This is a genomic window from Bacillus sp. SRB_331 (assembly GCF_003264175.1).
Classification (GTDB): Bacteria; Bacillota; Bacilli; order Bacillales; family Bacillaceae_G; genus Bacillus_A; species Bacillus_A mycoides.
This window is the reverse complement of sequence record NZ_NADV01000007.1, coordinates 357,971-371,861: the sequence shown is the minus strand read 5'-3', so window position 1 is coordinate 371,861 and position 13,891 is coordinate 357,971. Positions and strand designations below refer to the sequence as shown.

Here is a 13,891-nt window from a genome sequence, read left to right as displayed (position 1 = left end):
CTTTTAAAATGTAAAGTACTAGTTATTTTGAAAGATAGGGGCGTATACCATTGTTATTACAATATTTAACAATAAAAGGCTATGGAGAGCACGAAATTGTGATTCAAAAATCAAGATTCATTTGCTATGTGAATCGCGCCACAACGGAAGAGGAAGCTCAAACATTTATACAAAAAATAAAAAAACAGCATTGGAATGCAACACATAATTGTTCCGCATATTTAATCGGTGAACAAGATCAAATTCAAAAGGCAAACGATGACGGCGAACCGAGCGGCACAGCTGGTGTACCTATGTTAGAAGTATTAAAAAAGCGAGGTCTAAAGGATACTGTCGTTGTCGTCACGCGCTATTTTGGTGGCATTAAACTTGGTGCTGGTGGATTAATTCGTGCATATGGAAAATGTACAAGTGAAGGACTTAATCACGTAGGCGTTGTTGAGCGAAAACTAATGCGCGTTATGGAAACAGAAATTGATTACACATTGCTTGGCAAAGTTGAAAATGAATTACGTAATTCAGAATATAACATTAAAGATATACATTATCTAGAAAACGTCACATTCGATACGTATGTAGAAGAAAATCGAAAACAAACATTTACGGATTGGATGATTGAATTAACAAACGGGAAGTGTACAATTAAAGAAGGAGATATGTTGTACTTAGAACAAGGCGTTATCTAAGAATAGCTAACGTATCGCCTTTAAAGATTAATGTAGTGAATTAATTCCCTACAAATGAATAAGGAGATTATATATGGAAGAACGTTATTATCATCTCCAAAATAGCAGAATAAAAAAGAAACGTAGAAGAAAGTTTTTCTTCTTTCTTATTTTCGCATTTTTATTTGGTAGCGTAGGACTTTATATGTTAAATTCCTACACTTCTCTCATGGGGATGTACAGTGGATTTGCTCGTGAAAAATCGGATTTAAGAACCGAAGATGTAAAAATTACAAAGGAACCATTTACAATCCTCATTATGGGAATAGAGGATTATGCAACAGACGGTCAAAATGGTCGTACAGACTCATTAATGTTTGCGACAGTCAATCCGAAAACTCAAAAGGTTTCGCTTATGAGTATTCCTCGTGACACTAAAGTTCCAATTGTTGGAAAAAATAAAGAAGATAAAATCAACGCTGCACATGCTTATGGCGGAGAGAAAATGGCAATCAAAACAGTCGAAGGGTTTCTAAAAGTTCCAGTCGATCACTATATTAAAATTGATTTCCAAGGCTTTAAAGGTATCGTTGATGCAGTTGGCGGTGTTACAGTCGATGTCCCCTTCGATTTTTGGGAACGTTCTGACGTGGATTACTACAAAAAAATCCAATTTAAACAAGGGAAACAAGATTTAAACGGCGAAGAAGCACTTGCTTACGTCCGTATGCGAAAGCAGGATCCAAACGGCGATTATGGTCGGGCCGCTAGACAAAGACAATTACTAGCCGCTGTTGCTCAAAAACTAAATTCCGCCTCTACTGTATTTAAAATTAAAGATTTAACGACTGTAGTTGGAAAATATATAAAAACCGACATTCCTATTTCAGACGGACTCGCTCTTTACAATAAACTCTCTGGATTTGATCCTTCTACAATACAAACGTTAAAACTTGAAGGAGAAGACAGAAAAATAGGCGGTATTTATTACTTCCTTCCAGATCCAATCAGTGTAGAGACTGTACGTAACGAAATTGAAAAGGAAATAGGAGAAAAAGCAAAAGTTCCAACAGAGACTACGAAAAGTGAGAATACAAATTCCGATTCAAATTCTAACTCCAGCGCAAAAGCAAAGAAGGAGCCGAGTGAGAACAAAACACCACCGCCTCCTCCCCCTTCTACAAATGCTCATGCAGAGTGGATTATGAGGAATCATGAATAAAAAAAGAGCCAAATCGTATACGATTTGGCTCTTTTTATTTCACGCAATTGTTGTTACTTCTTAAAGTGTTGTAAAATCGCTTCTACAATACGCTCTGATGCACGACCATCGCCGTAAGGGTTAGATGCTTTCGTCATCTTATCATGAGCTTCTTTATCAGATAACAACTCATCAGCAAGACCAAAGATTGTCTCTTCATCTGTTCCTGCTAATTTCAGCGTACCTGCTTCGATACCTTCTGGGCGTTCCGTCGTATCACGAAGGACAAGGACTGGCACACCTAGTGATGGTGCTTCCTCTTGTACACCACCAGAATCAGTTAACATTAAGTATGAACGAGCTGCAACGTTATGGAAATCAATTACATCTAACGGCTCAATTAAATGAATACGGCTATGCTCGCCTAAAATATCATTCGCTATTTCGCGAACAACAGGATTCATATGAACAGGGTATACAACTTGTACATCTTCGTGCTTATCAACAAGACGCTTAATTGCACGGAACATATTGCGCATTGGTTCTCCTAAATTTTCACGACGGTGTGCTGTCATAAGTACAAGACGATCATTTCCAAGTTTCTCTAACACCGAATGGCTATAAGTTTCTTTTACAGTTGTCTTCAGTGCATCGATCGCTGTATTTCCTGTTACGAAAATGCGTGACTCATCTTTATTTTCTTTTTGTAAGTTCGTTGCTGATTTTGTTGTAGGTGAGAAATGAAGATCCGCCATTACACCTGTTAGTTGGCGATTCATCTCTTCTGGATATGGGGAATACTTATCCCATGTACGAAGTCCTGCTTCAACATGTCCTACTGGAATTTGATTATAGAAAGCAGCTAAGCTTGCAATAAATGTCGTCGTTGTATCACCATGCACAAGTACGATATCAGGCTTCGCTTCTTTCATTACTTTATCTAAACCTTCTAAACCACGTGTTGTAATATCGATTAACGTTTGACGATCTTTCATGATATTCAAATCGAAATCTGGCGTAATTCCAAAGATATTTAATACTTGATCTAACATTTGACGGTGTTGTGCTGTTACAGTCACAATTGATTCAATCTTTTCTGGGTGCTTTTGCAACTCTAATACAAGAGGGGCCATTTTAATTGCTTCTGGTCGTGTCCCGAAAATTGTCATTACTTTTAAACGTTCAGTCATTTCATTACCTCTTTTCTTTCACTAGTTAAAACTTCTATTATCGCATATAAAAATATGCATGTGAAAATACAGTTTTTAACGCGCCTGAGAAACATTACTATTACAGACGTCTTTTCGCCCAACTGAGTAATAATCTAATCCATGCTTCTCGGCATCCTCATTAGTATAACAATTTCTCCCATCAAATAGAATAGGTTCCCTCATAAGCTGTGCATACTTTTCTAGCGGATAATTTCGAATTGATTCCCATTCTGTTACGATAAAAACTGCATGCGCCTCTCTAATCGATTCATCTATACACTCAGCGTATCGTATCGTATTTCCAAATAAACTTCTTACATTTTGAATAGCTTGCGGGTCATATAAAACCACATCCGCACCTATATTAATTAATCCTTCTATTGTAATAAGTGATGGCACTTCCCTAATATCGTCAGTATTCGGTTTGAATGCTGCACCAAGAACCGCAATTCGCTTCTTCTTCATATCTATAATTTTCTTCGCTTTTTCAACTAACAACAACTGTTGTTTATTATTCACTTCAATGACTGCTTTCAACAAGCGAAAATCATGAGAAACATTCCCTGCAATTTGCACAAGTGCTTTCGTATCTTTTGGAAAACAAGATCCTCCATATCCGATGCCTGCATTTAAAAAAGATGCACCAATTCTCTTATCCATCCCCATCCCTGTAGCTACATCTACTATATCTGCACCCACTTGCTCACATATATTAGAAATTTCATTAATAAAACTAATCTTCGTAGCTAAAAAAGCATTAGATGCATATTTAATCATCTCAGCACTTCGAATATCTGTAATATACGTTTGTAAGCTTAATTTACTGTACAAATTCTCTACTTTCCTTGCTGCTTCTTCACTACATGCTCCAATTACGATACGATCACCCTGAAAAAAATCATAAATACCAGAACCTTCTCTTAAAAACTCTGGATTCGATACAATATATAATTCATGTCTACCTTGTAGTTTATCCTCAATCCATTCTCTCATTACATCATTTGTCCCTACAGGAACCGTACTTTTCGTAACAACAATAATATCGTTATTCACATATGTTCCAATATCATCACAAGCGCTACGAATATACGTTAAATCTGCTGTTCCATCTAATAAAGATGGCGTTCCCACTGCAATAAATATAAACTCTACATCATTAAATGCCGCTGATTTACTTGCTGTAAAAGTTAAATGATTATTCTCGTATGCTTCATTTATTAATTCATTTAATCCACATTCATAAATAGGTAACTCGCCTTGTTTAATCCGTTCAATTTTCCCACTATTTATATCGAAACATGTGACTGAATGTCCCAATCTCGCCAATCCTACTCCTGTAATCAATCCAACATATCCGGTACCTATTATCTTAATTTTCATTTTCTTTTTGCACAGGAATATACATAAGAAAATATACGAATACATAGAACTCCCCCTGTGCTTCCCCCTCTCACACTAAGAATGATAAAACTCTTTCATTTCTTTATTATATGAATCGTTTTTTTATTATTTTTTAAGATTTTGTAAAGTTAAATGATGCAATATATACAAAATGTAAATTCCCACAATTTAACACGGAACTTACTCATTTTACGTGCAACACTTATAATACTGAAACAAAAGTCATCGCTATATGAGAGGGAAGTACAATGTCATATTACAAGCCACAATATGAGATCAACCTTCTCAAAGGACACAACATTCCATATCCAATTGTCATATATTCTATTCACTCCCCTTTACAGCCAAAAGAAAAAAAGATTGAATTCTAATCTTTTTGTGATACCATATGTTATGAGCCTGTAAATAAACATCATAATTTTCAGATAAATAAGATTGAAAAAATTACGTTAAACTATAAAGGGTGGGGTATTAATGGACTCACAAGTGATTTATGCCATTTTGGCATCTTTCATCACTGTACTCGTCGTTACTCCTTTAGTTATTAAATTAGCTTTCAAAATAGGAGCAACAGACAAGCCAAATGCGCGTAAAGTACACCAAAAAATTATGCCTCGTCTTGGCGGGTTAGCAATTTTCATCGGTGTAGCCGTAGGATTTGTTGTCGGTGGATTGTACGAACAAAGAATGTTATCGATAACTTTAGGTGCTATCATCATTGTTATCATCGGGATTTTAGATGATATGTACGAACTATCTGCGAGGGTAAAATTCGGTGGACAACTATTAGTTGCCATCATGATTGTAAAAAGTGGATTATTAGTGCAAGTATTATATATTCCAATTCTTGGAGATACTGAACTCGGATGGCTTGCTTATCCAATTACTGTATTTTGGATTGTCGGTATTACAAATGCCATCAACTTAATTGATGGATTAGATGGATTATCCGCAGGGATTTCATCTATCGTACTTGCAACGCTAGCATATATGGCCTTCACTAGCCCATGGGGTACTGGAGCAGCTATTATATTACCTCTAGCACTGATTACATTAGCAAGTACAATTGGATTTTTATTCTACAACTTCCATCCAGCAAAAATTTTCATGGGAGATACAGGAGCACTATTTTTAGGATACTGTATTTCTGTTATATCGTTACTTGGATTATACAAAAGCGTAACGTTATTCAGTTTTATCGTTCCAATCATTATTTTAGGTGTACCTATATTTGATACGACATTTGCAATTATCCGCCGTATCGTAAATAAAAAGCCTATTTCAGCACCTGATAAATCGCATTTACATCACCGTTTGCTTGCAATGGGATTCTCTCATCGTAAAACGGTACTAATTATTTACGCATTGGGTATTTTCTTTAGTGTAAATGCAATTATTTTCAGTAGTGCAACATTATGGTTATCCATTATTCTTCTTTTCATTTTAATCTTCTTTACAGAAATCATTGCTGAAGTAATCGGTCTTGTACACGAACGTTACAAACCAATTATTTCCTTCTATAAAAAAGTGAAAAAACGCGAAGACTAATTGTAGTATAGCCTTTACTATTATGAAATATTCAAATAGCATCCTCTTTTCATAAGAGGATGCTATTTTTTATTTTTTAATCCTTATTCCCCATTTCCAAAATATAGATTGTTTGAGAGTGCCTCTATTGGAGAAAGATATACGTATAACGAAAAAAGTATCAAATTTTCATTTTTACATCTTGATTGTCAAACTGAGGGTGAATGTTATGATCAAGCGATTACTTCAATGTATAATTTTATTTTTAACTATTACTATGTACGCATCATCGAATACAAAAGCAACTACAGACATTCAAGTAAAAGATTACCAAAGTATTCAAACTACCTCTCCTACAACAAAAATTGCGTACTTAACATTTGATGACGGACCAAATAAATACACACCACAAATTTTAAATATTTTAAAAGAGAAGAACGGAAAAGCAACTTTCTTCGTTATTGGCGGAAAGGTGCCACATTATAAAAAAACGATGGAGCGATTGATTAAAGATGGACATTATATCGGTCTCCATAGTATGTCGCATGATGTAAAACGTCTTTATACTGGCAATCCATCTGTTTTAATTGCAGAAATGGAGCAAACCCAAAACATTGTCCAGCAAGTTACACATTTAAATACACATCTCGTTCGGGTCCCATACGGTAGCATGCCTTACTTAAAAAAGAATTACCGTGATGCACTCGTATCTGCCCAGTATAAAATGTGGGATTGGACAATTGATACATATGACTGGAAAAGCTATGATAATCCTTCCGCAATACTAGAAAGGGTACGAAATCAAAGCGATGAACAAGTAGAGGTTATTTTAATGCATGATTCTAGTGTCACAGTGCAAATACTCCCAAAAGTAATTGATTATTTACACTCACAAGGATATAAACTACTTCCCTACAATCCATCTTCCCATCTCGAAGTGAATTTTTGGAAAGACACAAGATTGTAACAGCTTTAGTGCCTATGTACTAAAGCTGTTTTACCCCGCTATTTGCCGGCCAGTAAGACTCCCACCTCAAAATTCAGCTGGAACAAAGAAGTTAGGTGGGAGATCAACTGCCCGTAAACGCCCGATTGGTGAAGGCTAATAATCAGTGGGGATGAACAAAAACCCCACTGATTAAAGTTTCACTTTATTTTTCTCTTCCCACACTTCTCATTTTTGTGTAGAATTTTAAATAGTGATGAAGTTTCGAGGTGAATAGAAATGAAACGAATAGATCTCATTTTTAACGCAATACAAAAAGGGAATTATACAGAAGGTATAACAGCATCAGAACTCGCTACACTTCTACAGTTAGACCGTGCAAATGTTAGTAGCGATTTAAACAAGCTTGTGAAAGATAATCGTTTATTAAAAACGAGTACACGCCCTGTCCGTTTTTATATAGAAACGAACACTTCATTGGAAACGCATTCAACAAAGGGCACTTCATTAGATACATTTGCTATTGAAAATACAAGCCTAAAAATTGCAATTGAAAAAGCAAAAGCTTCTATTCTCTATCCTCCAAACGGTATGCATACTTTACTACTTGGAGAAACAGGTGTCGGAAAATCGATGTTCGCTTCTTTAATGCACGAATACGCAATTGAAGTGGAACAACTTCCAAAAGATGCACCTTTTATCGTCTTTAACTGTGCTGATTATGCAAACAATCCACAACTACTACTTGGACAGTTATTTGGGATAAAAAAAGGAGCTTACACAGGTGCCAGTGATCAAAAAGGGTTAATTGAAAAAGCACATGAAGGAATCCTCTTCTTAGATGAAGTACATCGCCTTCCTCCAGAAGGACAAGAGATGCTCTTCACATTTATTGATCGCGGAGTATACCGCCGCCTTGGAGAAACGGAAAATGAACGTAAGGCACGAGTGTTGATTATTACTGCAACAACCGAAGAACCAAATTCATTCTTATTAAAAACATTTACAAGACGTATTCCGATGACCGTTACGCTTCCACCACTTCGTGAGCGAACACATAAAGAACGGTTTGCTTTACTACAACTATTTTTTACAAATGAAGCAATTCGTCTAAGGAAAGAGATTCATGTTAGTCCAAATACAATGCGTGCTTTCGTCTTTTACAATTGTCCAAATAACATCGGTCAATTGAAAACGGACGTACAAATTGCCTGTGCGAAAGCTTATTCTGATTTCGTAACAAAAAAACGTGATTCTGTCTGTGTTTCAAGTACAGATTTACCTTGGTATATGAAAGAAGGATTATTTATTGAAAGAAAGAGCCGTCATCTATATCAAATACCAAATGAAACATTTGTATTTACAGGTGATGAAGGTTGGAGTAAACATACGATAAAACCCGAAGGAAGTCGCTCTTCTATTTACGATTATATTGATTATAAATATGAAGAACTTCAAGCACGCGGCATTGAAGAGGAAGAATTAGAATTACTAATAGAAAATGATATTCAAAGCTTTTTCGTCCAATACTTTAACCAAATATCTAAAAAGACAAGTCATGAAAATGTTTTTAAAATTGTGGATCGTAATATCGTTTCCGTATGTGAAAAAATCGCGGAACTAGCTGAAAAATATTTATCTAAAACTTTCGATGAAAAAGTATTTCTCGCTTTAAGTTTACATGTACAGACAACTCTACAACGTTTACAGGGCGGGAAACAAATTCACCACCCACAATTAAATCAAATTCGTACGAAATATAAAGAAGCTTTTTCCGTAGCTATGCAATGTATTCAGCTATTAGAAGAAGAATTACAAATAACAATACCTATTGATGAAGCTGGCTTTTTAACAATGTTCTTCGTTGTTGATCCAATTCCTGCCTCACAAACAGAAGTAAAAGTATTAATATTAGCACACGGTAATGGCATCGCAACAGAAATGGCAAACGTTGCAAACGAACTTCTCGGTATTGATGAAGTAACTGGTATCGATATGCCCTTGCATGAATCACCAAAAGACTTCTTAGAGCGTGTTAAAGTGTATATGAAAACACTTCAAAATGTAAACGGGCTTCTCTTACTTGTTGATATGGGATCTCTCGCTTATATTGGTGATATATTAGAAACTGAATTCAAAATCCCTGTACGTGTTCTTTCCATGACGAGTACACCACACGCACTAGAAGCAGCTCGAAAAGCTCAACTTGGCTATTCATTAGATGCACTATACGAAACAGTGAAGAACTTAACACCGTTCTATTTAAACGTACAGGAAGAAAAGAAAAAGCCACTATCGCCAATGAAATCCGTGATTTTAACAGCTTGTTTAACCGGCGAAGGAAGTGCTTTAGCAATTCAAAAAATGTTAGAGAACTATTTACGCTTTGATAAAGACTTAATTGAAATTATTCCGATTAGCATCGTTCATGAAAAAGATTTAACGAAAATGATCGAGAACATAAAAAAAGAGCGTAATATCATTTGTATCGTCACGAATTTCGATATGCAAATACCTTGCTTAACATATCATTTCCAAGACATTGTGAACTACACAGCTATTCAACCAATTCAAGAATTGATTACGTATGAAGAAACATATGCAAAAATGGCTGATATTCTTGAACAACAAATGCAGCGTAACGATGGAGCATTACTTATTAAAACAATTCGTTATGCATTAAATACAATTCAAGAATTGATTTCTTTACAGCTAACTCCCGACAGTTTAATGGGTGTGATTTTGCATATGAGCTGCATGGTTGACCGTCTTCAAAAAGGCGAAAGTCTCATCCCTCATCCTGATAAAGAGAAACGAAGACAAGATGAGTACTGGATGTATATGAAAGTGAAAAAAGCATTGCAACCTATTGAAAATACATTTGAAATACAAATCCCAGATGACGAAGTATTTTATATAATGGACTTCTTCATTAAAAATCAGCCTGTAAAAAATTAAACTAGGCGATATTGTAGCACTCTATATAATTAGAAAAGGCTGTTCCAAAATGTTTTTTGGACAGCCTTTTCGCTTACTTCTTTACTTCCCTTATTCTCCCCCTTATTTCTCCCTTTTTATTAGATTTCGTATTAACATTTACATATACATTTGCTTGCATTATCTCTTGAAACAAGCTGTCAAATGCTCTCCCCTGTAAAGGCCCTTCAAAATCCTCTACTCTAGCTACACCAGTAACGACTCCTTCATTCACGCTAATTCCTTGCTCTAACGGACCAAACAAACTTAAAATAACTGGACCAATTTGATTCGCTTTTCCTAAATGAATTTGGCATGACGTGATTTTTTTTATATTTTTTAATATGACCCGATATTGCAACTTCTTTAAATCTTCACTAAAAATGAGCTCTGTTACACCGTAAGCTTCTGTATTTACAGGAGGTACTTCCCTCTTCCCTGTTAACCTAGCAAAGAAATGTGTTGTCATACGGGCATTCTCCTCATATAAATTTCCCAGCACTACTTCTACTACTTTATGGTTTAGACATAATCATTTATGACTTTTTCAAATTTTAATTACGAAGAAAAGATTCACACAATCTTTACATTAAAATCGTTTCTTTTGCTTTACTCCCTCTTGTATAATGCACTTAGAAAAACAGTCTAGGAGGAAATTTTGAAAAATAATAACTACTCTTTCCAATCATTAATAGAGATTTTTCTCGTATCATTTAAATTAGGACTTACTTCATTTGGTGGTCCTGTCGCCCATCTTGGTTATTTTCATCATGAATACGTGCAAAAAAGAAAATGGATGGATGAACGAAGTTACGGAGACTTAGTAGCACTATGTCAATTCCTTCCTGGCCCTGCTAGCAGCCAAGTCGGTATGGGAGTTGGCTTATTGCGCGGCGGATTATTAGGAGCCATTATTTCATGGATCGGATTCACTCTCCCATCTGTGCTCGTTTTAGTTTTCTTCGCTTCATTTCTTAACCAATTCGAGCTTGGAAGTACTGGCTGGATTCACGGACTGAAACTTGTAGCGGTCGCAATTGTCGCTCATGCAATATGGGGAATGGCTCAAAAGTTAACACCAGACCGAAACCGTGCAACAATCGCAATTGCAACTGCCGCAATCGCCCTATTATGGCCAAGTAGCTGGACACAAGTAATTCTCATTATAGTATCTGGTTTCATCGGTTGGTTTTTATATCGTGGCCAGCCAATTAGCCAAGCTCATAAAATAAACGTACCTATTTCAAAAATGGTAGCCATATCTTGTCTCGTCTTATTCTTCGGACTATTAATACTGTTACCGATGTTACGACCATACTCTTATGTCATCTCTTTATTTGACAGCTTCTATCGCTCTGGTGCACTTGTATTTGGCGGAGGGCATGTCGTACTTCCTCTTCTTGAAAGTGAGTTTGTACAAAACGGGATGATGACAAAAGAACAATTTCTTGCTGGATACGGATTAACACAAGCAGTGCCAGGGCCACTATTTACATTCGCTTCTTATATAGGAGCAGTGCTAAATGGAACCGCCGGAGCAGTTGTTGCAACGATCACTATCTTTCTTCCTGCCTTCCTGCTCGTTGTTGGCGTTTTACCATTTTGGGACAGTGTAAGGAGAGTATCTTACATACAAGGTGCACTACTTGGAGTAAACGCAGCCGTTGTCGGCATTTTACTTGCAGCTTTTTATGATCCAATTTGGACGAGTACAATTATGAATTCTGTAGATTTCGTTTTTGCTTCTCTTCTATTTTGCTTACTCGCTTTTTGGAAAACACCACCTTGGGTTATCGTTATAATCGGGGCCTTCGGTGGATATGTTCTATCTATTTTGTAAGCACAAAAAACGACGGCCCCATTTAGCCGTCGTTTTCCTATTAAAACTTCACAAGCTCCATTCCCTCAGGAAGCTCACTCTCCGTTAAAATACGCAACTCTTTCACGCGATCCATTACGTAAGAAGAACGTTTCACAAGCTCTGGGTCAATATAAGCTGGATGCACCATAATTTCTACCGTTTGCTCGTCCTGCACTCTTTCCTTTAACTTCACAAAGTAATCTTCCGTCACACCGTCAGCGTAAAAGTCACTGTAAAACACATCTGAAAATGGGCGCACCGCTCGCTCTTCTTCACAACGACGAATTGGAACATTATATTTACTTGCTAATCTCTCAAGAACGTCGTTTAAAAGCGGTAATCCATGCACGTGATGATGACTATCTAAATGAGTTGGTGTTAATCCGTAAGATAAAAACTTCTCAATTTGAGCAGTCCATTCTTTTTCTACCTCTTCTGGATTTATATTTCCTTCCCATACAACACTTTGTTTATGAAACAATCCATCGCTACTTACAAGTGATGGAACGTCTTTAAGAAGCGGTTCTCCTGCCGTTAATACGAGATGAACTCCTATCCCTAACGTTTTATACTCTTTCGCTAAGCGTACGGCATGCTCTGTCCCTGGCATATTCATCATCATCGTCGTTGAATTTACAATCCCGTTTTTATGTCCATCAATAATCCCGTAATTTGTACCTTCCGTAAGACCGAAATCATCTGCATTTACAATTAGTTTAATCATCGCAATACCTCCTACTAGAATTAAAAAAAGCGGGCTAAACAGCGCCGCTTTTTATTTCTCTATCTTCTTAAAGAATTGTGGAAGATGTTCTTTATGTGCTTCCAACATTTCATCTAAAATTTGTTTTGCAACTTTATCTGATGGTACAAGTGGGTTAATTGTCATAGCAAGCAGCGCCTTATGATAATCCCCTGTAACAGCAGCTTCAATTGTTGTGCGCTCAAATGATTTAATTTGCTGTACTAAACCGCGAACTGGTACTGGAAGATCTCCGACCGCAATTGGTTTTGGACCTTCTTTCGTAATAATACAGTTCACTTCAACAGCCGAATCATGTGGCAAGCTTGCAATTGTTCCGTTGTTTCGTGTATTAACAGGCTGGATATCACCTTTATTATTGTAAATAGACGTAATTAAGCTACATGCTGCGTCACTATAATAAGCTCCGCCGCGCTTTTCTAATTGTGGTGGCTTAATATCTAAATTAGGGTCTTTATATAGCTCGAATAAATCATCTTCTAATTGTTTTACTACTTCTGCACGTGTACCTTTTTCAATCGAAGCTGCTTTCTCTTCTTCCAACATTTCACGTGTTTTATAGTAGTAACGATGATATGGACACGGAATTGCACGAAGACCGCGAATAAAGTCTGGCTCCCAGTTAAGCGCAGCAATGTTTTCCATCGTAATTTGCTTTTCTGGATTTGTTACAAGTTCTAATACACGATCCATTACGCTTACGCCATCCAAGTATACATCTAATCCGTATACCATATGATTTAAACCAGCGAAATCAACGTGTACCCGGCTTGCATCTACTTCAAGTAATCTTGCAAGACCCATACGAATTCCAATTGGAACGTTACACAGACCAACTACTCTTTGAATGTTTGTATAACGAAGGACAGCTTCTGTTACCATACCAGCCGGATTCGCAAAGTTAATTAACCATGCATTCGGACAAAGTTCCTCCATGTCCTTACAAATATCTAAAATAACAGGAATCGTTCTCAGCGCTTTGAACAAACCACCAGGACCATTCGTTTCCTGACCAATTACATCATATTTTAATGGAATTGCTTCATCTTTTGCACGTGCTTCTAACAAACCAACGCGAAGCTGCGTTGTTACGAAGTCAGCATCTTTTAATGCCTCACGGCGATCAAGTGTCAAATGAATATCAATTGGTAAACCTGATTTTTTCACCATACGTTTCGCTAAGTCACCAACGATTTCTAACTTCTCTTTTCCTGCCTCAATATCTACTAACCAAATTTCACGAACAGGAAGCTCGTCATAACGTTTAATAAATCCTTCAATTAACTCTGGTGTATAACTAGAGCCACCGCCGATTGTAGCAATTTTAATTCCATTCATGC

General features: G+C 36.6%; 11 protein-coding genes. 6 read left to right on the top strand and 5 right to left on the bottom strand.

The window, feature by feature from the left end:
- The first annotated feature begins 50 nt into the window (after nucleotides 1-50).
- On the top strand, nucleotides 51-686 hold the full coding sequence (locus B5P42_RS05445) for a YigZ family protein (protein ID WP_061689030.1): 636 nt from the start codon (nucleotides 51-53) through the stop codon (nucleotides 684-686).
- Nucleotides 687-759: 73 nt separating this feature from the next.
- A complete protein-coding gene (locus tag B5P42_RS05440; protein WP_060749247.1) occupies nucleotides 760-1,887 on the top strand; it encodes an LCP family protein in 1,128 nt (375 codons plus the stop codon).
- A 53-nt stretch (nucleotides 1,888-1,940) separates the two neighbouring features.
- Here the strand turns inward: B5P42_RS05440 and wecB are convergent, their stop codons facing one another.
- Nucleotides 1,941-3,056 (bottom strand): non-hydrolyzing UDP-N-acetylglucosamine 2-epimerase, encoded by a 1,116-nt coding sequence (gene wecB / locus B5P42_RS05435; protein WP_002034751.1) that lies wholly within the window; start codon nucleotides 3,054-3,056, stop codon nucleotides 1,941-1,943.
- A 75-nt stretch (nucleotides 3,057-3,131) separates the two neighbouring features.
- Complete coding sequence (locus B5P42_RS05430) at nucleotides 3,132-4,502, bottom strand: UDP-glucose dehydrogenase family protein (protein WP_113733785.1); 1,371 nt, start codon at nucleotides 4,500-4,502, stop codon at nucleotides 3,132-3,134.
- A 450-nt stretch (nucleotides 4,503-4,952) separates the two neighbouring features.
- Here B5P42_RS05430 and B5P42_RS05425 point away from each other — a divergent pair, with 450 nt between their 5' ends.
- From B5P42_RS05425 to B5P42_RS05415, 3 genes are all read left to right on the top strand, one after another.
- Nucleotides 4,953-6,026, top strand: coding sequence for a glycosyltransferase family 4 protein (locus B5P42_RS05425; RefSeq protein ID WP_002068377.1), 1,074 nt, complete (start codon nucleotides 4,953-4,955; stop codon nucleotides 6,024-6,026).
- A 208-nt stretch (nucleotides 6,027-6,234) separates the two neighbouring features.
- Nucleotides 6,235-6,972, top strand: coding sequence for a polysaccharide deacetylase family protein (locus tag B5P42_RS05420; RefSeq protein ID WP_113733784.1), 738 nt, complete (start codon nucleotides 6,235-6,237; stop codon nucleotides 6,970-6,972).
- Between the two features lie 258 nt (nucleotides 6,973-7,230).
- Nucleotides 7,231-9,909, top strand: a complete 2,679-nt coding sequence (locus B5P42_RS05415) for a sigma-54-dependent transcriptional regulator (RefSeq protein WP_113733783.1) — start codon at nucleotides 7,231-7,233, stop codon at nucleotides 9,907-9,909.
- A 73-nt stretch (nucleotides 9,910-9,982) separates the two neighbouring features.
- On the opposite strand, the gene exsM is transcribed toward B5P42_RS05415, so the two are convergent.
- Nucleotides 9,983-10,396 (bottom strand): exosporium regulatory protein ExsM, encoded by a 414-nt coding sequence (gene exsM, locus B5P42_RS05410; protein WP_002166452.1) that lies wholly within the window; start codon nucleotides 10,394-10,396, stop codon nucleotides 9,983-9,985.
- A gap of 189 nt (nucleotides 10,397-10,585) precedes the next feature.
- Here exsM and B5P42_RS05405 point away from each other — a divergent pair, with 189 nt between their 5' ends.
- A complete protein-coding gene (locus tag B5P42_RS05405) occupies nucleotides 10,586-11,767 on the top strand; it encodes a chromate transporter (protein WP_113733782.1) in 1,182 nt (393 codons plus the stop codon).
- Nucleotides 11,768-11,807: 40 nt separating this feature from the next.
- Here the strand turns inward: B5P42_RS05405 and chbG are convergent, their stop codons facing one another.
- On the bottom strand, nucleotides 11,808-12,512 hold the full coding sequence (gene chbG, locus B5P42_RS05400) for a chitin disaccharide deacetylase (protein ID WP_113708874.1): 705 nt from the start codon (nucleotides 12,510-12,512) through the stop codon (nucleotides 11,808-11,810).
- Between the two features lie 51 nt (nucleotides 12,513-12,563).
- Nucleotides 12,564-13,889, bottom strand: coding sequence for a 6-phospho-beta-glucosidase (gene celF / locus B5P42_RS05395; RefSeq protein WP_113733781.1), 1,326 nt, complete (start codon nucleotides 13,887-13,889; stop codon nucleotides 12,564-12,566).
- Nucleotides 13,890-13,891: the final 2 nt, after the last annotated feature.